General features: G+C 72.8%; 22 protein-coding genes. 13 read left to right on the top strand and 9 right to left on the bottom strand.

All coding sequences use genetic code 11. The features are described 5' to 3' along the window. Positions 1-20: 20 nt before the first annotated feature. Both ACJ5H2_RS14305 and ACJ5H2_RS14310 read right to left on the bottom strand, forming a co-directional pair. Positions 21-968, bottom strand: a complete 948-nt coding sequence (locus tag ACJ5H2_RS14305) for a hypothetical protein (protein WP_408896079.1) — start codon at positions 966-968, stop codon at positions 21-23. Between the two features lie 24 nt (positions 969-992). Next, positions 993-1,445 carry a PaaI family thioesterase gene (locus tag ACJ5H2_RS14310; protein WP_408896080.1) on the bottom strand — a complete coding sequence of 151 codons (453 nt, stop codon included), beginning with the start codon at positions 1,443-1,445 and terminating at the stop codon, positions 993-995. 57 nt (positions 1,446-1,502) lie between these two features. Between ACJ5H2_RS14310 and ACJ5H2_RS14315 the strand changes: the two genes are divergently transcribed. Then, positions 1,503-2,099 carry a TetR/AcrR family transcriptional regulator gene (locus ACJ5H2_RS14315; protein ID WP_408896081.1) on the top strand — a complete coding sequence of 199 codons (597 nt, stop codon included), beginning with the start codon at positions 1,503-1,505 and terminating at the stop codon, positions 2,097-2,099. Positions 2,100-2,204: 105 nt separating this feature from the next. Here ACJ5H2_RS14315 and ACJ5H2_RS14320 read toward each other — a convergent pair whose 3' ends face one another. From ACJ5H2_RS14320 to ACJ5H2_RS14335, 4 genes are all read right to left on the bottom strand, one after another. Then, positions 2,205-3,167, bottom strand: a complete 963-nt coding sequence (locus ACJ5H2_RS14320) for an electron transfer flavoprotein subunit alpha/FixB family protein (protein WP_408896082.1) — start codon at positions 3,165-3,167, stop codon at positions 2,205-2,207. Between the two features lie 13 nt (positions 3,168-3,180). Beyond that, positions 3,181-3,909, bottom strand: coding sequence for an electron transfer flavoprotein subunit beta/FixA family protein (locus tag ACJ5H2_RS14325; RefSeq protein WP_408899638.1), 729 nt, complete (start codon positions 3,907-3,909; stop codon positions 3,181-3,183). Positions 3,910-3,986: 77 nt separating this feature from the next. Then, positions 3,987-4,406 carry a hypothetical protein gene (locus ACJ5H2_RS14330; RefSeq protein ID WP_408896083.1) on the bottom strand — a complete coding sequence of 140 codons (420 nt, stop codon included), beginning with the start codon at positions 4,404-4,406 and terminating at the stop codon, positions 3,987-3,989. Between the two features lie 2 nt (positions 4,407-4,408). Continuing rightward, on the bottom strand, positions 4,409-5,194 hold the full coding sequence (locus ACJ5H2_RS14335; protein ID WP_408896085.1) for an enoyl-CoA hydratase/isomerase family protein: 786 nt from the start codon (positions 5,192-5,194) through the stop codon (positions 4,409-4,411). Between the two features lie 151 nt (positions 5,195-5,345). Between ACJ5H2_RS14335 and glgX the strand changes: the two genes are divergently transcribed. Beyond that, positions 5,346-7,445, top strand: coding sequence for a glycogen debranching protein GlgX (gene glgX, locus ACJ5H2_RS14340; protein WP_408896086.1), 2,100 nt, complete (start codon positions 5,346-5,348; stop codon positions 7,443-7,445). Positions 7,446-7,673: 228 nt separating this feature from the next. Here the strand turns inward: glgX and glgP are convergent, their stop codons facing one another. After that, entirely contained in the window at positions 7,674-10,259 is a 2,586-nt protein-coding gene (gene glgP / locus ACJ5H2_RS14345) for an alpha-glucan family phosphorylase (protein ID WP_408896087.1), read from the bottom strand. Positions 10,260-10,448: 189 nt separating this feature from the next. On the opposite strand from glgP, the gene glp reads away from it, so the two are divergent. The 8 genes from glp (at position 10,449) to ACJ5H2_RS14385 (ending at position 19,555) form a co-directional block, all read left to right on the top strand. After that, complete coding sequence (gene glp / locus ACJ5H2_RS14350) at positions 10,449-11,687, top strand: gephyrin-like molybdotransferase Glp (RefSeq protein ID WP_408896088.1); 1,239 nt, start codon at positions 10,449-10,451, stop codon at positions 11,685-11,687. Positions 11,688-11,707: 20 nt separating this feature from the next. Beyond that, positions 11,708-13,744, top strand: a complete 2,037-nt coding sequence (locus ACJ5H2_RS14355) for an alpha-1,4-glucan--maltose-1-phosphate maltosyltransferase (RefSeq protein ID WP_408896089.1) — start codon at positions 11,708-11,710, stop codon at positions 13,742-13,744. Then, complete coding sequence (gene treS / locus ACJ5H2_RS14360; protein WP_408896090.1) at positions 13,741-15,501, top strand: maltose alpha-D-glucosyltransferase; 1,761 nt, start codon at positions 13,741-13,743, stop codon at positions 15,499-15,501. The genes ACJ5H2_RS14355 and treS overlap by 4 nt, the downstream gene beginning before the upstream one ends. Next, complete coding sequence (locus ACJ5H2_RS14365) at positions 15,498-16,832, top strand: maltokinase N-terminal cap-like domain-containing protein (protein ID WP_408896091.1); 1,335 nt, start codon at positions 15,498-15,500, stop codon at positions 16,830-16,832. Before treS ends, ACJ5H2_RS14365 begins: the two co-directional genes overlap by 4 nt. Positions 16,833-16,909: 77 nt before the next feature. Next, on the top strand, positions 16,910-17,272 hold the full coding sequence (locus tag ACJ5H2_RS14370; protein WP_408896092.1) for a hypothetical protein: 363 nt from the start codon (positions 16,910-16,912) through the stop codon (positions 17,270-17,272). Positions 17,273-17,337: 65 nt separating this feature from the next. After that, positions 17,338-17,895: a SigE family RNA polymerase sigma factor gene (locus ACJ5H2_RS14375; protein ID WP_408896093.1), complete on the top strand. Its 558-nt coding sequence runs from the start codon at positions 17,338-17,340 to the stop codon at positions 17,893-17,895. Continuing rightward, a complete protein-coding gene (locus tag ACJ5H2_RS14380; RefSeq protein ID WP_408896094.1) occupies positions 17,892-18,977 on the top strand; it encodes a hypothetical protein in 1,086 nt (361 codons plus the stop codon). The genes ACJ5H2_RS14375 and ACJ5H2_RS14380 overlap by 4 nt, the downstream gene beginning before the upstream one ends. Positions 18,978-19,042: 65 nt before the next feature. After that, positions 19,043-19,555, top strand: a complete 513-nt coding sequence (locus ACJ5H2_RS14385) for a pyridoxamine 5'-phosphate oxidase family protein (RefSeq protein WP_408896095.1) — start codon at positions 19,043-19,045, stop codon at positions 19,553-19,555. 25 nt (positions 19,556-19,580) lie between these two features. Here ACJ5H2_RS14385 and ACJ5H2_RS14390 read toward each other — a convergent pair whose 3' ends face one another. After that, positions 19,581-20,828 (bottom strand): multidrug effflux MFS transporter, encoded by a 1,248-nt coding sequence (locus ACJ5H2_RS14390; RefSeq protein WP_408896096.1) that lies wholly within the window; start codon positions 20,826-20,828, stop codon positions 19,581-19,583. A 35-nt stretch (positions 20,829-20,863) separates the two neighbouring features. Between ACJ5H2_RS14390 and glgB the strand changes: the two genes are divergently transcribed. Together glgB and ACJ5H2_RS14400 are read left to right on the top strand one after the other, a co-directional pair. Then, positions 20,864-22,822, top strand: coding sequence for a 1,4-alpha-glucan branching protein GlgB (glgB, locus tag ACJ5H2_RS14395; protein ID WP_408896097.1), 1,959 nt, complete (start codon positions 20,864-20,866; stop codon positions 22,820-22,822). 9 nt (positions 22,823-22,831) lie between these two features. Next, a complete protein-coding gene (locus ACJ5H2_RS14400) occupies positions 22,832-23,605 on the top strand; it encodes an NUDIX domain-containing protein (protein ID WP_408896098.1) in 774 nt (257 codons plus the stop codon). Here the strand turns inward: ACJ5H2_RS14400 and ACJ5H2_RS14405 are convergent. Then, positions 23,529-24,545, bottom strand: coding sequence for an EamA family transporter (locus tag ACJ5H2_RS14405; protein ID WP_408896099.1), 1,017 nt, complete (start codon positions 24,543-24,545; stop codon positions 23,529-23,531). The two genes, ACJ5H2_RS14400 and ACJ5H2_RS14405, sit on opposite strands and share 77 nt — an antisense overlap. Between ACJ5H2_RS14405 and ACJ5H2_RS14410 the strand changes: the two genes are divergently transcribed. Continuing rightward, positions 24,544-25,431, top strand: a complete 888-nt coding sequence (locus tag ACJ5H2_RS14410) for a LysR family transcriptional regulator (protein ID WP_408896100.1) — start codon at positions 24,544-24,546, stop codon at positions 25,429-25,431. The two genes, ACJ5H2_RS14405 and ACJ5H2_RS14410, sit on opposite strands and share 2 nt — an antisense overlap. Positions 25,432-25,444: the final 13 nt, after the last annotated feature.

The following is a 25,444-nucleotide window of genomic DNA, read 5'->3' on the forward strand; positions in this document are numbered from 1 at the left end:
AGGATAGGGACCGGGCGGGGTCACGCGCAGGGACGGCTCCTGGGCTGGACGCCCGGCCGGTGGTTGATCCGAGGGTTGCCGTACATCAGCTGCCACTGCGCGTCGTACGCGGCGACCACCGTGGGGTCCTGCACCTCGAGGGTGACCTCGTCGCTGCTCAGGCCCGGGGGTGACCAGTTCTCCGAGCCGGTCCACACCACGCGGGTGGCCGCCCCGCGGAAGGTGCCGTTGACGGTGACGTACTTGAGGTGGGCGTAGCACCGCGCACCGAAGACCATCTCGTCGCCCGCCGTCGACAGCTTCTCGCCCCAGTCCCAGTCGGCGATCCGGACGGGGATGCCGGCGCGCTGCAGGATCCGCACGACCGGGCCGCTGACGACCGACCCGACCACCGCGATGTCGCAGCCCTCGGCGCGCATCGAGGCCAGCTCGCGCGCGAGGGCCTCGCCGCGTCCGGCGTACCAGGCGTACATGTTGACCCGGACGACCGTGTGCCCCTGGCCGTCACCGAAGCCGGCCGGCGCGGCGCACTCGACCCGCCGCAGCCGCTGGAGCTGGGGGTCCCCGGTGGCGCGCCGCAGGACCACCCGCCGGGCGGGGTCGCCGTCGGGGCGCTGGAAGTCGACGCCGACGACCCCGCCCCGGTACTCCAGGTGGCGCGGACGCACGGGCCGGTCGCGGCGGAGCTGGTCGAAGACGGTGACCCAGGCGCCGAAGAGCGCGTCGTCGCCGTACAGGGTGAGCGCGTCGTTCCACTGGCCTGCGGCGGCGCCGTAGCCGAGGTTGCTCGAGCTGCTGATCAGGACCGACCGGGCCCGGATGACGCGGGTGCGCGCCTTGACGCCCCGCGTCGGGTCGTTGAAGACGGCGCCGGCGGTGGGCACCCAGGTGTCGTCCGCCGAGGCGCTCGGGGCGGGACCCACGAGCAGGGCGGCCAGCAGGAGGACGGCAGTGGCGACGCGCTTCACGCAAAGAACACTAGACCACTGTTCTTACTTCACTAAACCGGAGCGGCACCGACGACCCGCGCCGTGCCCTGGCCGACCGCGCACGCGCGGGCGGAGCCGTCGGGCGCGACCTCGTCCACGGTCACCGTCGCCACCGCATGGCGGGCCGCGAGGGCGTTCACACCGCGCCGTCGCGCGCAGCAGCCCGGCGCGGGCGCCGGCGAGGTAGGTGACCGTCAGTCCACCGGTGACCAGCTGGGACCCCAGGACGGTCCCACACGCGAAGGTGAGGGCGTTGTCCACGAGATAGGCGAGCACGCCCCCGTGGACCAGCCCGTGCTGCTGACGGTGCCGGTCCTCGATCGTGAGCTCCAGCACCGCCTCGCCCTCCTCGAAGCGCGTGATCCGGGCGCCGACGAGGTCGTTGAACGGCTGCGCGGCGAGCACGCCGGCCGCCATCGCGAGGGTCGGCCGCTCGGGCGTGAGCGTTCCGGACATGGCGCCTCCTTTGTGGAGCAACTCCTCCATAATTAGTGGAGCATACACTCCACTTCCATGGGGAGGCCGGCCAAGCACACCACCGACGACTTCGTCGACGCCGCGGTCGCGCTGTTCGCCCGGAGCGGCGTGCGGGCGGTCACCCTCGGCGCCGTCGCCGACGCACTGGGAGCCGCGAACGGCTCGGTGTACCACCGCTTCGCCGACCGGCCGAGCCTGCTGGCCGCCGTGTGGCTGCGGACGTCGCGGCGCTTCGCGGGCGCCTACCGCGTCCGGCTCGGCGATCCCACGGTCGAGAGCGTCATCGCGACCGCCGTCTGGGTCGTGGAGTGGTGCCGGGAGAACCTCGCCGAGGCTCAGGTGCTGCTGGCGGGCATGCGCGCCTTCGGTCCGGACGAGTGGCCGGCCGAGGCCCGCGCCGCGGCGACGACCGACGAGCAGATCGGACGCGAGCTGCGCGCCAGCGTCCGCCGGCTGGCGGCCCAGACCGCGGCCAGCCCGGAGGAGATCGTCTTCGCGATGGCGGAGCTGCCGATCGCCGTCGTACGACGCCCGCTCCAGGCCGGTCAGGCCCCCGGGCCCCGGGAGGCCGACCTGGTCCGGCGGCTCGCCGCGCGGATCCTCACGACGCCGGCGGAGCCGTCCGCGGGCTGACGCCCGCGGTCACGGAAAGCACTAGGCGCCCGCCCCCTTGCGGGAGCGGGCGCCTCGGGACCGGGCCGCTGCGTGTCACGCGACATCGACACGCTCGGCCTCGGCTCAGCCCTTGCGCTTGACGATCTCCTCGGTGACCTTCGGGAGGACGGCGTGCAGGTCGCCCACCACGCCGAAGTCGACGAGCTCGAAGATCGGGGCCTCCTCGTCCTTGTTGACGGCCACGATCGTCTTCGAGGTCTGCATGCCGGCGCGGTGCTGGATGGCGCCGGAGATGCCGTTGGCGACGTACAGCTGCGGGGAGACCACCTTGCCGGTCTGGCCGACCTGGAAGGTGTGCGGCTTCCAGCCGGAGTCGACCGCGGCGCGCGAGGCGCCGACCGCCGCGCCGAGCGCGTCGGCGAGGGCCTCGACCGCGGTGAAGTCACCGCCGGTGCCGCGACCGCCCGAGACGACGATGGCGGCCTCCGTCAGCTCGGGGCGACCGGTGGCCTGGCGCGGCTGCGCGGCGACGATCTGCGCGGTCTTGGCGGCGTCGGAGATGGTGGCCGCGAACTGCTCCACCTCTCCGGCGCCCGCACCCTCCTCGGGAGCGGCCGCGTTGGGCTTCACCGCGATGATCGGGGTGCCCTTGACGACCTTGGCGTCGACGGTGAAGTTGCCGGCGAAGACCGACTGGGTGGTGACGATGTCGTCGCCGTTCACCTGCACGTCGACGGCGTCGGTGATCAGGCCCGAGGAGAGCTTGATCGCGAGGCGCCCGGCGATCTCCTTGCCCTCGGCCGAGGCCGGGATCAGGATCGCGGCGGGCGCGGCCTTCTCGGCGAGCTGCTGCAGCACCTCCGCCTTCGGGGCCACCAGGTAGCCCTTGATCTCCGCGTCGTCGACGACGTAGACCTTGTCGGCGCCGTAGCCCTTCACGGCCTCCGCGGCGGCGTCGGCCTTGTCGGCGCCGCCGATGAAGACGGCCGACGGGGAGCCGATCCGCTTCGCGATCGCGAGGAGCTCGTAGGTGGGCTTGCGGACCGCGCCGTCGACGTGGTCGACCAGAACGAGAACTTCAGACATGGATCAACGCTCCTCAGATGAACTTCTTGGACGCGAGGAAGTCGACCAGCGCCGTGGCGCCCGAGCCGTCCTCGTCCTTGACGATCTCGCCGGCGGTGCGCGGCGGGCGGGCCGAGGTCGCCTCGACCTTGGTCCAGGCGGCCTCGAGGCCGACCTCGGAGGCGTCCACGCCGATGTCGGCGAGGGTCAGCGCCTCGAGCGGCTTCTTCTTCGCGGCCATGATGCCCTTGAAGGAGGGGTAGCGCGCCTCGCCGGACTGGTCGGTGACCGAGAGGACGAGCGGCAGGGTGCCGCCGATGACCTCGGTCGCGGTGTCGCCGTCGCGCTTGATGCGGACCTGGTCGCCCTGGGTCTCGACGACGGCAGCGAGGGTGACCTGCGGCAGGCCGAGGCGCTCGGCGAGCATCGCCGGGACGACGCTCATGCCGCCGTCGGTCGACGCGAGACCGCCCACGATGAGCTCGGGGACGCCGATCTTCTCGATCGCCTTGGCGAGGACCAGCGAGGTCGCGACGGCGTCGGAGCCGGCGATCGCGTCGTCCTGCACGTGGACCGCCTTGTCGGCGCCCATCTGCAGCGCCTTGCGGACGGCGGCCTCGGCCTCGGCCGGGCCGACGGTGAGCGCGGTGACGGTGATCTCCTCGTCCGCGGTGGCCGGACCGGCCCCTTCCTGTGCAACGTGAGCCCTGCCGCGTGGCCGGGCAGGGAACAGCTCTGGTCCGCTGAGGACAGCGTCTCGCAGGCTACCGCCCGGTCACTACGGACGGGGAGCCGGTCCACGTGGCGTCCGTCACGACGCGCCGGGGAGCCGGCCGGCCGTCACGGGCGAACGATCCGCTCGAGGACGCGCCCGATCACCAGGTAGACGACCGAGGCGAGGCCGTAGTTGAACAGCGCGGTCTTCACCTCGGCGTTCTTGCCCTCGAAGGCCTTCACCGGGTTGTCGAGGTCGAAGAAGCCGAGGTCGAAGGCGTCGGCGAGGTCGCGCGCCAGGGTCACCAGGCCGTTGTCCTCGTTGGCCTCGAGCGCATAGGTGAACGCCGCGATGGCCAGGACCAGGGCCAGAGCCATGCACACCATCCACACCACGCGGGCGATGTTGTCCCGCACGCGCGCGATGGTCAGCGCCCGCGTCGACGGCGACGCCCCGCGGGCACCCCCGTCGGCGTCCCTCCCCCGGTCGGTGGCCCGGTCGGTGGCCCGGTCGGTGGACCTGTCGGTGGACCTGTCGTCGCTCACTGCTACCGCCCCTCGAAGGTGGCCTTGCCAGGCCCGTTCTCGATGAAGGACCGCATGCCCGAGCGGCTGTCCTCGGTGGCGAAGATCGCCGCGAAGCTGTGCCGCTCGATCTGCAGGCCGGTCTCCAGGTCGGTCTCCAGGCCCCGGTCGACGGACTCCTTGATCGCGCGCAGGGCGTACGGCGCGGCGGTGGCGAAGCGCGCCGCCCACGCCACCGCCTCGGCGTACACGTCGCCCGCCGGGACGACCCGGTCGACCAGGCCGATCGCGAGCGCCTCCTCCGCCTTCACGAAGCGCCCGGTGTAGAGCAGGTCCTTGGCCCTGCTGGGCCCGACGAGGCGGGGCAGCCGCTGCGTGCCGCCGGCGCCGGGGATGATGCCGAGGAGGACCTCGGGCTGGCCGAGGACGGCGTTGTCGGCCGCGATGCGGACGTCGGCGGCGAGGGCGAGCTCGCATCCTCCGCCGAGGGCGTAGCCGTTGACCGCCGCGACGACGGGCTTGGGGATCCGGGCGACCGCGTTGACGGCGTGCTGGAGCTTCTCGACGCGGTCGACCATGTCCGTGTAGGACATGGCGGCCATCTCCTTGACGTCGTTGCCCGCGGCGAAGACCTTCTCCCCGCCCCAGACGACGACGGCCCGGACGTCGCCGCGGTCGGTCGCCTCCGCGGCGGCGAGGCTCAGCTCGTCCTGGACCTGGATGCTGATCGCGTTCATCGCCTTGGCCCGGTCGAGCCGGATGGTCCCGACCCCGTCGGCCACCTCCAGGCGTACGAACTCCGCAGTCATCTGCTCCCTCTCGTCTCGGCTCCGGCCCCAGGACCTGGGTCCCGTCCCGCATTCTGCCGCGCCCGCACCGGCGCGGTCATCCGAACCCGCCCTTTGGGCGCGCCGGCGGGCGTGTCGCGGCGGCTTCCGGCAGCCCGGGCACAATGGCCGGGTGACCCCCGGCCTCTGGCGCACCCTCGGAGAGCGAGCCCCGGTCTGGCCGGGCCGCAACTGGCCGCTCGGCGCGACCTGGTCGCCCGAGTCGACGAACTTCGCGGTCTTCGCCCCTGCCGCGACCGCCGTCTGGCTGTGCCTGTACGACGGGCCGGACGAGGCCGAGCGCCGGCTGCCGCTCACCGAGCAGTCCCTGGGCACCTGGCACGGCGCGGTCCCGGACGTCTCCCCCGGCACCCGCTACGGCTTCCGTGTCGACGGACCCTGGGATCCCGAGCAGGGGCTGCGCTTCGACCGCGAGGTGCTCCTGCTCGACCCCTACGGCCTGGCGGTCAGCGGCACCGAGGGGGCCGCCCAGAGCGTCATCGTCGACCCCGCCTTCGACTGGGGCGACGACGCCCCGATCCGACGCCGCTGGCGCGACACGGTGCTCTACGAGCTGCACGTCAAGGGGTTCACGAAGCTCCACGACCGGATCCCCGAGCACCTGCGCGGCACCTACGCGGGCCTCGGGCACCCGGTGGTGACCGAGTACCTGCGCGATCTCGGGGTGAGCGCGGTCGAGCTGCTCCCCGTGCAGCAGTTCTTCTCCGAGCCGGCCCTGCTGGAGCGGGGTGCGGTCAACTACTGGGGCTACAACCCGATCAGCTACTTCGCCCCCGACGCGTCGTACTCCTCCACGGGCGACCGCGGCGGACAGGTCGCCGAGTTCAAGCAGATGGTGCGCTCGCTGCACGCCGCCGGACTCGAGGTGATCCTCGACGTGGTCTACAACCACACCGCCGAGGGCGGTCCCGACGGGCCGACGTACTCCTTCCGAGGGCTCGACGACCGCGGGTTCTACCGGCGGGTCCCCACGTCGGACGGGTACGACGACACCTACTGGGACGTCACCGGCTGCGGGAACACCGTGAACTCCGACGACCCGTTCGCCCTGCGCCTGATCCTCGACTCGCTGCGCTACTGGGTGACCGAGATGCACGTCGACGGATTCCGCTTCGACCTGATGTCGGCGCTCACCCGTACGGCGGGGCCCGACGGCATCCCCGTCGACATGGCCTGCAAGCTGCTCATCGCGATCGGTCAGGACCCGGTCCTGCGGCACGTCAAGCTCATCGCCGAGCCGTGGGACGTGTCCATGGACGGCTATCTCGTCGGCGGGATGCCGCCGCCGTGGGTGGAGTGGAACGACCAGTACCGCGACACGATCCGCGACTTCTGGCGCGGGCACGCCCACGGCACGCACGCCGTCGCCACCCGGCTCGCGGGATCCTCCGACCTGTACGCCGACGACGGCCGCTCGGCGTACAACTCGGTCAACTTCGTGACCGCGCACGACGGCTTCACCGTGCGGGACCTGGTGTCCTACGACCACAAGCACAACGAGGCCAATGGCGAGGACAACCGCGACGGGACCGACAACAACCGGTCGTGGAACCACGGGGTCGAGGGCGAGACGGACGACCCCGCGATCGTCGCCCTCCGCCGCCGCCAGGCGGCGAACCTGATGGCGACGCTGTGCCTGTCCAACGGAGTGCCGATGCTCACCGCCGGGGACGAGCGGGGACGGACCCAGCGCGGCAACAACAACGCGTACTGCCAGGACAACGAGATCTCCTGGGTCGACTGGCGCGCCGACGGCGAGCCCGGTGCGTGGCTGGACGTCTACGAGGTCACGCGGACCGCCCTGCGGCTGCGCCGCGAGCACCACGCGCTGCGCCAGCGCCACTGGTTCGAGGGCCGGCCGGCGATCGTCGGCGGGCCGAAGGACCTCGCCTGGCTGCACCCGTCGGGACGCGAGATGACCGACGAGGACTGGCACGACGCGTCGCTGCACACGATCGGGATGTTCGTCTCCGGCAAGCCGCTGCGCGAGCCCGGGCCTCGCGGCGAGCAGCAGATCGACACGTCGTTCCTGATCTGGTTCCACGCCGGGCCGGAGACGGTCGAGGTGCACCTGCCCGACAACGACTGGGTCCACGCCGGCTCGGTCGTGCTCTCCACCGACCCGGACCTGCCCGTCGGCACCGGGCTCGGCGCGGGGGCCGTCGTCCGGATCGGTGGGCGGAGCGTGGTGGTGATGCAGGAGGCGTTGTAGGCGGGTGGTGGGGTGGGCGCGCCTGGGGCGGATTCACCACGGGATGTAGGTGAATGGGCGCGGGCCGGGGTCGGATTCACCACGGGATGTAGCCGAATCCGAGCCTCCCGCGCGGAGTTCCACTACAGAAGTGCGCGTTCGCCTACATCCCGTGGTGAATCCGCAACCCCCGCCGATGGCGGACTCACCTACACCCCGTGGTGAATCCGCAAACCCCGGAGCCCGACCTCACGCCAGCGCCACGACCCCCAGCTCCGCCGGCGCGACGAGCAGCGGGTGGGCGGGCACGACCCGCACCGTGTAGCCGAAGGGTCCCGACCGGCCGAGCTCGACGTCGCCGTCGAAGCGGTGCCGCCCGCCGTCGTACGACTCCACGAGGGTGAGCGGTACGACGCCGGCCGCGACGATCTCGTCCTCGGCGTCGACCCGGCCGTGCACGAGCTGAACCTCGACGTCCTGCGGCGCGAGCTCGCCGAGCGCGACATAGGAGCGCACGTGCAGGACCGCGCCGACCTCGGCGACGTCGCCGATGCCCTCCGCCTCGACGTGCTCGACCCGCACGCCGGGCCAGGCACCGCGCACGTGGGTCTTCCAGGCGGCGAGCTCGCGGGCGCCGTTCTCGACGGCGCCGAGGGCGCGGGCGTTGCGAGCGGCCGGGGCGTAGAGCTGCGCGACGTAGTCGCGGACCATCCGGGTCGCGAGGACCTTCGGGCCGAGGTTGGCCCAGGTGTGGCGCAGCATCTCGATCCAGCCGGCCGGCACGCCCTCGTGGTCGTGGTCGTAGAAGCGCGGCGCGACCTCGTTCTCGATCAGGTCGTAGAGCGCCGCCGCCTCGAGGTCGTCGCGCCGGTCGGAGTAGTCCTCCAGACCGTCGGCCGACGGGATCGGCCAGCCGAACTCCGGCTCGTACCACTCGTCCCACCAGCCGTCGAGGATCGACAGGTTCAGCCCGCCGTTGAGCGCGGCCTTCATGCCGGAGGTGCCGCAGGCCTCGTAGGGACGCAGCGGGTTGTTCAGCCACACGTCACAGCCCGGGTAGAGCGGCTGCGCGAGCGCGATGTCGTAGTTGGGCAGGAAGACGATCCGATGGCGCACGTCCTCGGCGTCCGCGAAGCGCACGAGCTCCTGGATGAGCCGCTTGCCCCCGTCGTCGGCGGGGTGCGCCTTTCCCGCGACGACCAGCTGCACCGGGCGCTCGGGGTGGAGGAGCAGCGCCTTGAGCCGCGCGGGGTCGCGCAGCATCAGCGTGAGCCGCTTGTACGACGGCACCCGCCGCGCGAAGCCGATCGTCAGCACGTCGGGGTCGAGCGCCTCGTCGATCCAGCCCAGCTCGGCCGGGGCCGCGCCGCGCTTCTCCCAGGACCTGCGCAGCCGACGGCGGGCGTCGTCGACCAGCCGCTCGCGCAGCAGCCGCTTGGTGCGCCACACGTCGGGCCCGGGCACCTTGTCGAAGGCGGCCCAGAAGGCGGCGGCGTCGTCGCCGTCGTAGTCGGCGCCCTGCGCCTCGGCGAGCGCCGCGACCTCGGGCGCGACCCAGGTCGGCGCGTGCACGCCGTTGGTGATCGAGGTGATCGGCACCTCGGCCTCGTCGAACGCGGGCCACAGGCCGTTGAACATGCCCCGGCTGACGTGCCCGTGGAGCTGGGAGACCCCGTTGGCGCGCTGGGCGAGCCGGAAGCCCATCACCGCCATGTTGAACACGCCGGCGTCGCCACCCTCGTAGTCCTCGGCGCCGAGCGCGAGCACCTGCTCGACCGGCACGCCGGGGGTGGCACCGTGCTCGCCGAGGTACTGCTCCACCAAGGTCCGGGGGAAGCGGTCGATGCCCGCCGGCACGGGCGTGTGGGTGGTGAAGACCGTCGAGGTGCGCCCGATCTCGAGCGCGGTCGCGAAGTCGACGTCACCGCTCGCCGTGAGCTCGCGGATCCGCTCCACGCCGAGGAACCCGGCGTGGCCCTCGTTGGTGTGGAAAACCTCGGGCTCGGGTGCGCCGGTGATCCGGGAGAAGGCGCGCAGCGCCCGGACGCCGCCGACGCCGAGGAGGAGCTCCTGGCGCAGCCGGTGCTCGGTGTTGCCGCCGTAGAGGCGGTCGGTGACGAGGCGGTAGGGCTCGGGGTTCTCCTCGACGTCGGTGTCGAGCAGCAGCAGCGGCACCCGGCCGACCGACGCGACGAAGATCCGGGCCAGCAGGTCGGGGCCGTCGGGCATCCGGATCGCCACGGTGGCGCGCGAGCCGTCCTGCTCGTGCAGCAGCGACAGCGGCAGGCCGTCGGGGTCGAGCACCGGGTAGCTCTCCTGCTGCCAGCCATCGCGCGACAGCGCCTGCTTGAAGTAGCCGTGCCGATAGAGCAGCCCGACGCCCACGATGGGCACGCCGAGGTCGCTGGCGGCCTTGAGGTGGTCGCCGGCGAGGATGCCGAGACCGCCGGAGTACTGCGGCAGCACCGCCGTGATGCCGTACTCGGGCGAGAAGTAGGCGATGGACGACGGCCAGGTCTGCTCGGGCTCGGCCGCCCGAGCGCGCTGGTACCAGCGGTCCTGGGTCAGGTACGCCGTGAGGTCGGCCCGCACCTCGGCCACCCGCCGCACGTAGTCCTCGTCGGCCACCAGCTCGCTCCAGCGCTGCGCGCTCACCTCGCCGAGCATGCGCACCGGGTCGTGACCGATGGCCTGCCACAGCTCGGGGTCGATGTCGGCGAAGAGCGCCTGGGTCGGCGGATGCCAGGACCAGCGCAGGTTGGCCGCGAGCTCACCCAGCGAGGCGAGGGCGTCGGGCAGGACGGGGCGGACCGTGAACCTCCGGATGGCACGCATGGAACGACGGTAGCCAATCCGACTTGAACGTTCCAATGCGCGTCGCGGGCCGCCGCACCGAGGCCGGCACGGAAGCCGACGCCGGTTCCCGCGTAACGCCGGGCGTCCCGGCGCCGTTGTGCCGGTGCAGACGGGCGGGGTGGAGTCATGGGGGCCGCCTCGCCCGTCGTACGTCCTAGGCTGACCGCGATGAGCACGCCAGACCTCCGGCCGGTGGCCGAGCACCAGCGCCATGTCGCCGCCCTCCTCGCCACCGGCTACGGCCCGGACCGCCCCTGGCCGAGCGAGCGCGTCCCGCTCGAGCACGCCCGCGGCCGGGTGCTGGCTGCCACCGTCACCGCGCCCGAGCCGCTGCCCTCGTTCGACAACTCCGGCATGGACGGCTACGCCGTGCGCGCCGCCGAGATCGCGGCCGCCACGCCGGACAGCCCGGTGCGGCTGCCGGTCGGCGAGGACATCCCGGCCGGCGCGCCGGTCGGCGAGCTCGCCCCCGGCACCGTCCGCCGGATCATGACCGGCGCGGCCGTGCCGGCGGGTGCCGACGCGGTCGTCGAGGTGGAGGCGACCGACGGCGGGACCGAGGTCGTGGAGATCCGCGCGGCCCGCGCCGCGGGCAGCTTCGTGCGCCGCGCCGGCTCCGACGTCGCGGCCGGCGCGGAGGTGCTGGCCGAGGGCTCCGTGCTCGGGCCGGCGCAGGTCGGCGTCCTCGCGGCCCTCGGCGTCCGGGAGGTCGTCGTACGCCGCCGGCCGCGGGTGCTCGTGCTGTCGACGGGCTCGGAGCTCGCCGAGGACCCGGTGCCGGGCTCCGGCCAGATCCGCGACGCCAACGGCGCCCTGCTCGCGGCGGCGGTCGAGGAGGCCGGCGGCGTGGCCGTGCGCAAGCTGTGGGTCGAGGACGACGTCGCGACCTTCCTGACTCTCCTCGACGACGAGCTCGCCGCCGGCGAGGTCGACCTGGTGCTCACCTCCGGAGGCGTGAGCGCGGGCGCGTACGAGGTCGTCAAGGACGGCCTGGGGCCGCGCGGCGTGGCGTTCGTGAAGGTCGCGCTGCAGCCGGGCATGCCGCAGGGGTCGGGCCTCGTCGGCGGCGTCCCCGTCATCTGCCTGCCAGGCAATCCGGTGAGTGCGCTCACCTCGTGGGAGGTGTTCGTGCGGCCGGCACTGCGGCGCGTCGTCGGCCACCCGCGCGCCGAGCGCGCGGTCCACCGCGCCGCGCTCACCGAGCCGCTCGAGCCGCTGCGCGGCAAGCGCCAGCTGCGCCGGGCCCGGCTGGACCGCACCACGGGCACCGTCACTCCGTGGGGTCCGCCGGGATCGGGCTTCCTCGGCTGGTTCGCCGGCGCCGACGCCCTGATCGACCTTCCCGCGGACGGCGATCCGCTCGCCGTGGGCGACACCGTGGAGGTGTGGGACCTGACGTCTGACTAGGGACTCGCTAGGTTCGATGCATGGTCGGACGCATCCCCGTCATCGACGTCCATCCGGTTCTCCCGGACGGTGCCAGTGGTTCGGCACCCCAGGGGCGCCTCCCCGTCAAGGCGAGCCTCGGCGAGCCCTTCCCCGTGAGCGCCACCGTGTTCCGCGAGGGCCACGACCGGCTCGGCGCCGAGGTGGTGCTGGTCGGCCCGGACGGCGTCCGACGACCACCGGTGCGGATGCGCCCCCTCCCACCCCTCGACCGGTTCACCGTGGACCGCCACGAGGCCTGGGTCAGCGCGGACGCGGAGGGCCCGTGGACCTTCGAGGTGCAGGCCTGGTCCGACCCGCTCGCGACCTGGGCGCACGCCGCCGGCATCAAGGTCCGCGCGGGCATCGACGTGGAGCTGATGTTCGCCGAGGGCGCCCTGCTGCTGGACCGCGTGCTCGCGGGCGGCGGGCTCACAGCGGCGGAGCAGACCACGGTGCGGGCGGCGCTCGCCGCCGCCCGCGACACCGCGCGACCGGCCGAGGCGCGACTCGCCCAGCTCGAGTCGCCCGAGCTGCAGGCGGTGCTCGAGGCGCACCCGCTGCGCGACCTGCTCACCGTCGACGGTCCCTATCCCGTGTTCGTCGACCGGCCCCGAGCGCTCTTCGGCAGCTGGTACGAGCTGTTCCCCCGCTCGGAGGGCGCGAGCTTCGACCCCGAGACGGGCGAGGTGGTCAGCGGCACCTTCCGCACCGCGGCCGAGCGGCTGCCCGCCGTCGCGGCGATGGGTTTCGACGTCGTCTACCTGCCGCCGATCCACCCCATCGGCGAGGTCAACCGCAAGGGCCCCAACAACACGGTCCTTCCCGAGGGCGAGCCCACTCCCCCGGACTGGAAGGGCTCGCCCTGGGCGATCGGCAGCAAGGACGGCGGCCACGACGCCGTGCACCCCGACCTCGGCACGATCAAGGACTTCGACGCCTTCGTCGCGGCCGCCAAGGCGCTCGACCTCGAGGTGGCGCTCGACCTGGCCCTGCAGTGCGCCCCGGACCACCCCTGGGTCGAGGCCCACCCCGAGTGGTTCACGACGCGCGCCGACGGCTCGATCGCCTACGCGGAGAACCCCCCGAAGAAGTACCAGGACATCTATCCCGTCAACTTCGACAACGACCCCGCCGGCATCTCGGCTGAGGTGCTGCGCGTCGTGCGCCACTGGATGGACCACGGGGTGCGGATCTTCCGCGTCGACAACCCGCACACCAAGCCGGTCGCGTTCTGGCAGTGGCTGCTGGCCGAGGTCCGGCGCACCGATCCCGACGTGCTCTTCCTCGCCGAGGCGTTCACCAAGCCGCCGATGCTGCAGACCCTCGGCGCGGTCGGCTTCCACCAGTCCTACACCTACTTCACCTGGCGGACCGAGAAGGTCGACGTGGAGGACTACCTGCGCGAGGTCTCGCAGGAGTCCGCGCACCGGATCCGGCCGAACTTCTTCGTCAACACCCCGGACATCCTCCACGAGTTCCTGCAGTACGGCGGTCCGGGCGCGTTCCGGATCCGGGCCGTGCTCGCCGCGATGTCCTCCCCGACCTGGGGCATGTACGCCGGCTACGAGCTCGGCGAGCACGTCGCGGTGCGGCCCGGCAGCGAGGAGTACCTCGACTCGGAGAAGTACCAGATCCGGGTGCGGGACTGGGATGCCGCCGCCAGCACTGCGAACGGCAGCGGGCTGACGTCGTACATCACCCGGCTCAACGAGATCCGACGGGCGCACCCGGCGCTCCAGCTGCTGCGCAACCTGCGGCTGCACACCGCCGACGACGACCACGTGATCTGCTGGTCCAAGACCGCGGCCGCGGGGGCCGGGCACGACCGGGTCGTCGTCGTGCTCAGCCTCGACCCGCACCAGGCCCGCGAGTCGATGGTCCACCTCGACCTGGCCGCCCTCGGCCTCGAGCCGGGCACGTCGTTCACCGTCCACGACGAGCTCACCGGGAGCGAGTGGACCTGGGGCGAGCACAACTACGTCCGGCTCGATCCGGCACAGCCGGCGCACATCCTGACCGTGAAGGGAACCGCATGAGCCACCCCAGGGAGACCGGAGCCCCGACCGGCTCCACCAGCAGGAGCGTCGTCCTCAACGACGAGCCGGAGTGGTTCCGCACCGCGGTCTTCTACGAGGTCCTCGTCCGGTCGTTCCGCGACTCCAACGCCGACGGCACCGGCGACTTCCGCGGGCTGACCGAGAAGCTCGACTACCTGCAGTGGCTCGGCGTCGACTGCCTGTGGGTGCCGCCGTTCTTCACCTCGCCCCTGCGCGACGGCGGCTACGACGTCAGCGACTACACCGGCATCCTCCCCGAGTGCGGCACCGTGGACGACTTCCACGCCTTCCTCGACGCCGCCCACGAGCGCGGGATCCGGGTGATCATCGACTTCGTCATGAACCACACCAGCGACGCGCACCCGTGGTTCCAGGCCTCGCGCAGCGACCCGGACGGGCCCTACGGCGACTTCTACGTGTGGTCCGACACCGACGAGCTCTACGAGGACGCGCGGATCATCTTCGTCGACACCGAGCCGTCCAACTGGACCTGGGACCCGGTCCGCGGGCAGTACTACTGGCACCGCTTCTTCCACCACCAGCCGGACCTCAACTTCGACAACCCCGAGGTCCACGACGCGATGCTGGAGGCCATGGCGTTCTGGCTCGACATGGGCCTCGACGGCTTCCGCCTCGACGCGGTGCCCTACCTCTACGAGCGTCCCGGCACCAACGGGGAGAACCTTCCCGAGACCCATCAGTTCCTCAAGAAGGTCCGGCGCTTCGTCGACGACAACTACCCGGGCCGGGTCCTGCTCTGCGAGGCCAACCAGTGGCCGACCGACGTGGTGGAGTACTTCGGCGACCCCGAGGTGGGCGACGAGTGCCACATGGCCTTCCACTTCCCGGTCATGCCGCGCATCTTCATGGCGGTGCGACGCGAGTCGCGCTTCCCCATCTCGGAGATCATGGCGCAGACGCCGGACATCCCGGCCGGCTGCCAGTGGGGCATCTTCCTGCGCAACCACGACGAGCTCACCCTGGAGATGGTCACCGACGAGGACCGCGACTACATGTGGGGCGAGTACGCCAAGGACCCCCGGATGAAGGCCAACATCGGCATCCGGCGGCGGCTGGCTCCGCTTCTCGACAACGACACCAACCAGATCGAGCTGTTCACCGCGCTGCTCCTCTCGCTGCCCGGCTCGCCGGTGCTGTACTACGGCGACGAGATCGGCATGGGCGACAACATCTGGCTCGGTGACCGCGACGGCGTGCGCACCCCCATGCAGTGGACGCCCGACCGCAACGCCGGGTTCTCCTCGGCCACGCCCGGCAAGCTGCACCTGCCGGCCATCCAGGACCCGGTCTACGGCTACCAGAGCGTCAACGTGGAGGCACAGCTGGAGAACCCCTCCTCGCTGCTGCACTGGACCCGCCGCATGATCCACATCCGCCGCCAGCACGACGCCTTCGGGCTCGGCACGTTCACCGACCTGGGCGGCTCCAACCCGACCGTGCTGTCGTACGTCCGCGAGCTGCCGGGCACGGGCGCCACCGCCGCGGACGCGGCTGCCGAGGAGGACGTCATCCTGTGCGTGAACAACCTCTCCCGGTTCCCCCAGCCCGTCGAGCTCGACCTGCGCAGGTTCGAGGGGCGGGTCCCGGTGGAGCTGCTGGGCGGGGTCCCCTTCCCCCGGATCGGGGAGCTCCCGTATCTCCTGACGCTCAGCGGGCACGGCTTCTACTGGTTCCGGCTCACGGATCCGGAGACGACAGGGAGGCCCGTGCTGTGACGACGTCCCTCCTCGCCCCCTTCCTCGAGCGGAGCCGCTGGTTCGGCGGCAAGGGCCGCGCGTTCGCGGTCACCGGGACCCGCGAGCTCGACCGCCTGGCGCCGGGACCGACCGGGCCGGAGGTGGTGCTGCTCCTGGTCGAGGTGACCTACGACGACACGGGCGAGCACGAGCTCTACCAGGTCCCGCTCGCGCTGTACGACGAGCCGCAGGAGCGCCTCGACCACGCCGAGGTGGGCCGGTGGCCCGACGAGGCCGGCCGCCTCGCCTATGACGCGGCGCACGACCGGACCGCGATGTCGCTGTTCCTTCGCGCGTTCGGCGAGCACCCCGGGTTCGTCCGCCTGCCCGGCCACGACCTCGATGTCGACGCGGTCGGGAGCCTGTTCAGCGGTGAGCAGTCGAACTCCTCGGTGCTCTTCGGCGAGGACTCGGTGCTCAAGCTGTTCCGCCGGGTCACCCCCGGCGAGAACCCCGACATCACCACGCACCGGGTGCTCACCGAGGCCGGCTCCCCGCACATCGCCCAGCTGTACGGCTGGATCGAGATCGACGAGCTGCAGCTCGGCATGCTGCAGCAGTTCCTGCGCACGGCCAGCGACGGCTGGGACCTGGCCCTGGCCAGCGTCCGCGACCTCTTCGCGGAGGCCGACCTGCATGCCGAGGAGGTCGGCGGCGACTTCGCCAGCGAGGCGGCCCGGCTGGGGACGGCGCTCGGCGACGTGCACGCCCAGCTGCGCGCCTCCTTCCCCACCTCCACCGTCGCCGGCGACGAGCTCGCCGCGGCGATGAGCGACCGGCTCGCGGCCGCGCTCGACGTCGTCCCGGCGCTGACGGCGTATGCCGACGCGGCCCGCGCGGTCTTCGCGGGCGTGGCGCGGCTGGAGGAGGTGCCCGTCCAGCGGATCCACGGCGACCTGCACCTGGGCCAGACCCTGCGCACCGTGCTCGGCTGGAAGCTCGTCGACTTCGAGGGCGAGCCCGCCAAGCCCCTCACCGAGCGGCTGCTGCCCGACTCGCCGTGGCGCGACGTGGCGGGCATGTTGCGCTCCTTCGACTACGCGCCCCACGCGGTCGCTGAGTCGATGCCCGAGGAGGATCCGGACGTCCTGCACCAGCGCGGCGTGCGGGCCGACGAGTGGGCCCGTCGCAACCGCAAGGCGTTCCTGGCGTCGTACTGCGGTGAGGGCGGACTCGGCGACGCCGACCGGGCCCTGCTGACGGCATACGTGGTCGACAAGGCGGTCTACGAGTGCGTCTACGAGGCGCGCAACCGGCCGACCTGGCTGCCGATCCCGCTGGCGGGCGTGGCGCGACTGACCGCCGGCTGACCGCTCGCTGTCGTCTGCACGGGATCTGCACATCTCCCGTGCACCTCCTGCCCCGCCGGGCGCCTAGCGTGCGGGGCATGAGCCCCTCGAAGACCTGGTACGCCGCCGGCGCGGCGCTCGCGCTCGGCACCACGCTCGTCATCGCCTTCGGCATCGCCGCCCTCGGCATCGTGGGCGACGGCGGCCCGCCGGACCTGCTCTACGTCGGCGCCCTGCTGGTCGGCGCGGCCGGTGCCGCCCTTGCCCGGCTGCGGGCGCACGGCATGGCCGTCGCGCTCGGTGCGACGGCCGCCGCGGTCCTGCTCGCCGGCGCGGTCGCCGTCGCGTCCGGCCTCGCCGAGGACGGGCAGACCCTGGACGTCCTCTGGCTGAGCGGCGGCTTCGCCGCCCTGTTCGCGGTCGCGGCGTGGGCCTTCCAGCGCTCCACCGCCGTCAGGTAGCGCTCGGGTCGAGACATCTCGCTCCGCCGCACAACCGATCGGGCCGCGAGTCGCATCAAGGGGTCATGGAGACCCTCGGGAGCGCACCGCCTCCGGCATCCTTCGTCCAGGAGGTGCTGGTGGACGACGAGAAGGACTACGCCGACCTGTTCGCGGCGCAGTGGCCACGGCTGTACCGGGTGGCGCGCGCCGTCGCCGACGACGACGCGACCGCCGAGGACGCCGTGCAGGCGGCGTTCGCGCGGGCCTACGCGTCGTGGGGCCGGGTCCGGCGTGCCGACCGTCTCGAGGCGTACCTGCGGCGGATGGTCCTCAACGAGGTCCTGGGCCTGCGCCGCAAGGCGTGGTCACGGCGCGAGCGACCCCAGGAGTCGGTGGACACCCGGATCGTCGTGGCCGACCACGAGGAGGTGGTGACCGAGCGGGACCGCACCTGGGCCGCCGTGCGCGCGCTGCCTCCGCGCCAGCGGGCCGTGATCGTGCTGCGCTACTACGAGGACCTCAGCGAGCAGCAGATCGCCGAGGCGCTCGGGTGCTCCCGCGGCACGGTCAAGTCCCAGGCCTCGGCCGCCCTCGCCAGCCTGCGCCGCAGTGGCGCCTTCACCCCGGGAGACGACGCATGAGCAACGACCTGAGCGACCTTCTCACCGAGCGGCTGGACGACCTTCCGGTGCCGCCGCCCGACCTCGAGGCCGCCCGAGCGGCGGGACGTCGGCTGCGTCGGCGGCGACGTACGGCGGCCTTGGGCGGCGCGTGCGCGGTCGTCGCGGCCGCGGTCGGACTCAGCGCCACGCTCTCGGTCGTGCGCGGCGGGGACGGCGGGGAGCCGGCGCGCGACCCGGCCTACGCCTCCGTCGGGCCGCTGGACTTCAGTGCGGGTGCCCGGGCGTTCGCCGATCCGGGGGTGGAGATCCATCTCGGCGGGCGGACCTTCGACTACGGCGACCTGACCTATCTCGACACCGACGCCGTCGCGACGCCGCAGGGCATCGTCTTCTTCGACGCGGGCCGCCCCATGCTGCTCGACGCCCGCGGCGACGTCTCCCGCTTGGTGGACGGCCCCCTCGACGGCCCCGAGGGCTTCCACCCCACCGCGAAGGTCGACCGCGACGGCCGGCTCGTGGCGTGGGCGACGCTGCGCGACGGCGTCGCGACGCTCACGGTGCGCGACCTGGTGACGGGCGAGGACGCCGGCTCGACGACGCTCTCCTGTGGCGGGTGCGACGACCTGGTCGTCGACGGGATCGACCAGGGCGCGGTGTTCGTGCGCGACGCGTCCGGGACCCGCACCTGGTCGTGGGAGAGCGACGCGTGGCGGGATTTCGCCGGGCCGAGGACCCGTGTGGCCGACGTCCGCAACGGCGTGGTGCTGCACACCGGCCCCGCTCCCGCCCACCCCGGTGACCGCACGCTCGTCAAGGGCGCCATCGACGCCCAGCTCACCCTGGACGGGCGCTACGTCCTCTACTGGAGCAGCACCCTGCGCCCGACACACCCCGAGGACGAGCCGGTCGTGCTCGCCGTCGGTCCCCGCACCATGGAGTCCGGTGTCGGCTGGTACGCCGTGGACACCGACGGCTCCATCCTCGTCGCGACCGCCGACCGCACCGTCTACGACTGCGAGCTGCTGCCCGGCAGCTGCATCGAGCTGGGCCGGCTGTCCGGCGAGGGCGGCGACCCGATGTTCATCGGCGTCGACATGTAGCGCGGCGCGCCGCTCGGCCGCGGCCCTCTCCGTCGCGGGCGGAGTGCCGTCTGAGACGATCGCGCATGCCTCTCACGAACCCATGGCTCGCGGGCCCGGCGCCCCACAACACCCTGCCTCGCGAACAGCTCGAGGAGCGCATCCTCCACCTGCTCTCTACCCAGAACGTCGCGGTGATCGCGACGGTGAACCCCGACGGGTCGCCCGCGGCGACGCCGGTGCGGTACTTCAGCCTCGGGATGGAGGTCTTCTACACGAGCTGGAACGCCTCCCCGAAGTCGCGGAACCTCGCCCGAGACCCTCGCGTCTCCGTCGGGATCGTGGCGCCGCTGGTCGGCCAAGCCCGCAGTCGCGGTGCCCAGCTCTTCGGCACCGCTCGGACCGTCGAGCGCGACCACGCCGACGCGGACGCCTACTGGGAGGCGGTGCGCTGGCAGGCGGACCACGTCGAGCGCGGACGCTCCCTCGCGGCTCCCCCGACCGACCCGCTGACCGTCATCACGCCGGACCGGATCGTCTACACGGAGCACTGGCTGCGTCGTAGCGGCTTCGCGCCGCGGCAGACCTGGCGGGCCTGACCCGGGGTCCGGGCGCCCCGTCGTCCTACAGCAGCTCCACCGGCTCCCGCTCCCCGACGCCGGCCACGGCGCAGTCCCGGTCCTCGAGCGCGCAGTGCCAGGCCCAGCACAGCTGCCCGGCGCCCACCCCGATCAGCGCGGCGACCGCGAAGCCGAGGGCCGACCCGAGAAGGGGGACGACGGCGACCGCGGTGACCGCGTTGAGCACGAGCGCGAGGAACGAGGCGAGGGAGACGACTGCGCCGCGGCGGGTCGGGAAGCGGTCGAGCAGCATCAGCTGGAGGGTCGGGTAGGTAACGCCGTTGCCGAGGGCGACGAGCGAGACCCCGAGGACGGCCCACGGCATCTCGTCGCCGGCGCCGAGGGCGGCGACCACCACGCCGAGCACGCCTCCCGCGAAGGACGTGGTGCAGCCCAGCGAGACGAGGCGCCGCGCTGACATCCGCCCGGCGGCACGTCCGCACAGCCAGGAGCCGAGCATCATCGAGCCGATCATCGGGACGAACAGCTTCCAGAAGTCGAGCTCGCCCTGGCCGAGGACGTCGACCACGAACACCGCGGCGCCTCCGATGTAGAGGAACTGGGCGCCGAAGATGAGCGCGGTCGCCCAGCCCAACCGGTGGAAGGCGCCGACGCGGCCCACCGCGAGCAGGCCGCCGAGCACGGCGCCGACGCGCAGCGGCACCCGCCGCTCGCGCGGATGGGTCTCGGGCAGCAGGAGCACCACGGCGAGCACGAGCAGCACGCCCAGCCCGGCCTGGAAGCCGAAGATCAGGGGCCACGGCCCCACCTGGAGCAGCGCGCCGCCGAGGAGGGGCCCGATCGCGGGCGCGATCCCGAAGATGATGGCGACCCGGCTCATCAGCCGCTGCGCCTGTGCGCCCTCGAAGAGGTCACGGATCACGGTGCGGCTGACGATCGTCGCGCCACCCGCGCTGAGGCCCTGCAGGGCGCGGAAGCCGAGCAGCAGCGGCAGGCTGTCGGCGACGGCGCAGCCGAGAGAGGCGAGGACGTAGACGGCGATCCCCGCCACCATCACCGGACGGCGACCCACCGCGTCGGAGATCGGGCCGTGGAAGACGCTCATCAGCGCGAACGCGGCGAGGTAGACGGTGACCACCAGCTGCAGCGCGCCGGTGTCGACGTCGAGGTCGCGGCCCATCTCCGGGAACGCCGGGAACGGCGTGTCGATGCTGAACGGACCGATCATCGACAGCGCCGCCAGGACGGCCGGGACGAGGACGGCGTAGCGCCACCCGATGCGTTCGCTCACGTGCGCATCATCCACCACGCGTTAGACTCGGATGGATGCCGCACGCTGAGCGCAGCACGTCCCGTCCCGGTCCCACCCCGTCCACCCTCGGGGAGATCGACCTCCACCTGATCGCGGAGGGTCGACACGAGCTCCTGTGGCACGTCCTCGGTGCCCACGTCCACGAGGATCCGGAGCCAGGCACCAGCTTCGTGGTCTGGGCTCCCAACGCCCGCAATGTCAGCGTCGTCGGCGACTTCAACGGCTGGGACGGCAACGCCCACCGGATGGTCGCCGTGGGCTCTGGCCTGTGGGAGGTGTTCGTGCCGGGCGTCGGCTCGGGTGCGTCGTACAAGTACGTCGTGGAGGGGGCCGACGGCCTGTGGCGCCATAAGGCCGACCCGATGGCGTTCTACGCCGAGGCACCGCCCGCCACCGCGTCCCGCGTCTTCGCCAGCAGCCACGAGTGGCAGGACGACGCCTGGATGGCCGCCCGCGCCGGACGCCAGCCGGTCAACGAGCCGATGGCCACCTACGAGCTCCATCTCGGCTCGTGGAAGCGGCACCCCGACGGCTCGTTCTGGTCCTACGACGAGCTGGCCGCGGACCTGCCCGCCTATCTCGCCGACCTCGGCTTCACCCATGTCGAGCTGATGCCGGTCATGCAGCACCCCTTCGGCGGCTCGTGGGGCTACCACGTGACGTCGTACTTCGCCCCCGACGCGCGCTACGGAGACCCCGACGGCTTCCGCCGGCTCGTCGACGCGCTCCACGCGGCCGGCATCGCGGTCATCCTGGACTGGGTGCCGGGCCACTTCGCCACCGACGACTGGGCGCTGGTGCGCTTCGACGGCACTCCGCTCTACGAGCACCCCGACCCGCGGCGCGGGTGGCACCCGGAGTGGGGCTCCCACATCTTCGACTTCGGCCGCCCCGAGGTCCGCAACTTCCTGGTCGCCAACGCGCTCTACTGGCTCGAGGAGTTCCATGTCGACGGCCTGCGCGTCGACGGCGTCGCCTCGATGCTCTACCTCGACTACGGCCGCAAGGACGGCGAGTGGAGCCCCAACCGGCACGGGGGCCACGAGCACCTGGAGGCCGTGCAGTTCCTCCAGGAGCTCAACGCCACGGCGTACAAGCGGGTCCCGGGGATCGTGACCATCGCCGAGGAGTCGACCGCCTGGCCGGGCGTCACCGGGGCCACATCCGGCGGGGGGCTCGGCTTCGGCTTCAAGTGGAACATGGGCTGGATGCACGACACCCTGCGCTACCTCGCGCACGACCCCGTGCACCGCTCCTACCACCACGGGGAGATGGCCTTCTCCCTCGTCTACGCCTTCTCCGAGAACTACGTGCTCCCCCTCAGCCACGACGAGGTGGTGCACGGCAAGGGCTCCCTGCTGCGCAAGATGCCCGGAGACCGCTGGCAGCAGCTCGCGACCCTGCGCGCCTATCTCGCCTACATGTGGGCCCACCCCGGCAAGCAGCTGGTCATGATGGGCATCGAGCTGGCCCAGGAGACCGAGTGGGCCGAGGCCCGCGAGCTCGACTGGTGGCTGCTGCAGAAGCCCGACCACGCCGGGATGCACGTGTTCGTGCGCGACCTCAACGCGCGCTACCGCGAGGAGCCGGCACTGTGGCGGCTCGACAACGACCCGGCGGGCTTCGCCTGGATCGACGCCCAGGACGCCGGGCACAACGTGTTCTCCTTCGTCCGCCGCTCCGGCGACCCCGGCACGCCGGACCTGGTGTGCGTCACGAACTTCGCCGCGGTCCCGCACGACTACCGCCTCGGCCTGCCGGCCGCCGGCGAGTGGGTCGAGCTGCTCAACACCGACGCCACGGCGTACGGCGGCAGCGGCGTCGGCAACCTCGGCGTGGTCCGTGCCCGCGAGGCCGGGCCGCTCGAGTCCGGCGCTCCCGGCGGGAGCCCCGCGTACGCCGACCTCGTCGTGCCGCCGCTGGCCACCGTCTGGCTCCGGGCACCGGCCGGAGACCCGGCCCCCGGCGGCTAGGGTGAGGGCGTGCCCGAGCCCGAGATCAGCCACGCGACGGTCGACGACGGGATCGCGCGGCTGACCTGGACCTCGGACCTGACCGACCGCGGCTGGCAGGCGGCCGTCGACGTCGTCCGGCGCCAGGTCGCCGCCGCGCTGACCGACCACGACCGCGTCGAGGTCAAGGTCGCCGTCGACGACGCCGAGGCCCAGCGGATCGCCACCTGGTCGGGACTGCGCCGCGAGGGCGTGCAGCGTGGGCGGACGGGCGACGTGGTCGTCTACGCCCGCCTCGTGGACGACACCCCGGTGCACGAGCCGGGAGGGTTCCGCGCCCTGCTCAACTCGTTCCTGCCGCGCAAGCGCGGGATCGGCCAGATGCTGGTGCGCGACGCGGACGGTCCCGAGCCGCGGGTCCTCATGTGCAACCTGACCTACAAGGCCGACTGGGACCTGCCCGGCGGCGTGGTCGAGGTCGGCGAGTCGCCGCGGGTCGCCGTCACGCGCGAGGTCGAGGAGGAGCTCGACCTCACCATCGAGGCGGGCCCCCTGCTGCTCACCGACTGGCTGCCACCGTGGGGCGGCTGGGACGACGCGCTGTGCCTGGTCTTCGACGGCGGCGTCCATCCCGCCTCGATCCTGCAGCGCATCGTGCCGCAGGCCCGGGAGATCAAGACCGCCGAGTTCCTGACCCTGGCCGAGGTCGACGACCGCGCGGCCGACTTCACCGCCCGGCGGGTACGTGCGGCGCTGGCGAGCCTGGCCGGGACGGGGCCGTCGTACACGGAGTCGGGTCGCTGAGCGACCCCCGCGCCCTCGCCCGCCGCTGGGCGACGAGCACGCCGGAGACCAGCACGGCGCCGCCCGCCAGCTCGCCTGCGGACGGGGTCTCGCCGAGCAGCGCCCACGCGGAGCCGATCGCGACGGGCGGCACGAGCAGGATCCACGGCACGACGGCGGCCGAGGGGTTGCGGGACAGCAGCCCGTTGAAGATCCCGTAGCCGACCAGCGAGGCGAGCCCGGCGGTGTAGAGCGTGGAGAGGGCGGCCTTCCAGCCGAACGCCGCGATGCCGTCTCCCATCGCGGCCGGCCCGTCGAGGAGCAGCGAGAGCAGCACCAGCGGGACCGGGACGACGAGGGCCGACCAGACCGTCAGCGACAGGCCGCCGGTGGCGCCCGAGGCCCGAGAGACGACATTGCCGATCGCCCACATCAGCGCGGCCATCAGGCACAGTCCGAGCGCCAGGGCCGGCACGTGGCCGCCGCGGCCCAGGCCGACGACGGCGAGCCCGACGACACCCAGCACCACGCCGGCCAGCTGGTACCGGGTCGGGCGCTCGCGGAGCACCCCGGCGGCGATGAGGATCGTCAGCACCACCTGCGCCTGGAGGACCAGGCCGGCCAGGCCCGGCGGCATGCCGGCGCCCAGGGAGACGTAGAGGAAGGCGAACTGCCCCAGCGACATGAACGTGCCCACGGCCGCGACCGTGCGCCACGGCACGGGTGGCGGTGCGATCAGGAAGACCGCGGGGACGACGACCGCGAGGAAGCGGGCGGCGAGGAAGAGCAGCGGCGGCACCTCGCCCATCCCCCAGTCGATGACGACGAAGTTGAAGCCCCAGATCACGGCCACCAGGGCAGCGAGGGACTGGTCGCGGCGGGTCACACTCCCCAGCATCGTCGCGACGACCGTGAAGCACCAGCGAATAGAACTGCATTGAAGGATGTAGCGTTGCTGCATGATCGATCTCGACGCCCTCGCCGGGCTGCGTGCGGTCGCCACCCATGGCTCGGTGGTGGGCGCGGCCGCGGCGACCGGCTACACCCCGAGCGCCATCTCCCAGCAGGTCAAGCGCCTGGAGAGGCAGACCGGTGTCCCCCTGCTCGAGCGGGTGGGTCGCGGCGTCATGCTGACCAGCCACGGACAGCACCTCGTGGACTCCGGCGAGCAGGTCCTCGCCGACCTCGAGCAGCTCGAGGCCAGCTTGCAGCAGCGCGCCGGCGTGGTCGCCGGCCGGATCCGGCTGGCGGCCTTCTCCACCGCCATGCGCGGCCTGGTCGCCCCGATCGCCCGCACCCTGAGGGACGCGCATCCCCAGCTGGAGCTGACGCTGCGCGAGGCGGAGCCCTGGGACGTCGTCGAGCTCGTCGCGACCGGGCAGGTCGAGCTCGGCATCGTGCACCGCTGGGGCGGCGTGCCGCTCGCCGTACCCGACCACGTGGCGGCGACCGCCCTGCCAGGCGACGTGGCCGACCTGATCGTGCACCGCGACGACCCGCTCGCCGGCCGCGGCCGGGTCACGCCGCACGACCTGGTCGACGTCGACTGGATCGCCACTCCCGAGGGCACGATCTGCCGCCAGTGGCTCTCCCGGATGTACGACGGCACCGGCCGTCCCCCGCGCATCGCCCACGTCTCCGGGGAGTTCGAGTCCCACCTGGCGCTGGTCCGCGCCGGGCTCGGGGTCGCCCTGGTCCCGCGGATGGGGCGGGCGGCGCTGGGCGCCGACCTGGTCGCCGTACCGGTGGCGGAGCCGGAGCCGGTCCGCCTCGTCGACGCCCTCCACCGCCGGACCATGGCCGACTCCCCCGCCGTCCGCGCCGTCCTCGACGCCTTCCACTCCTGACGAGGTGTGACTC

Source organism: Nocardioides pymetrozini, assembly GCF_046058985.1.
Classification (GTDB): Bacteria; Actinomycetota; Actinomycetes; order Propionibacteriales; family Nocardioidaceae; genus Nocardioides.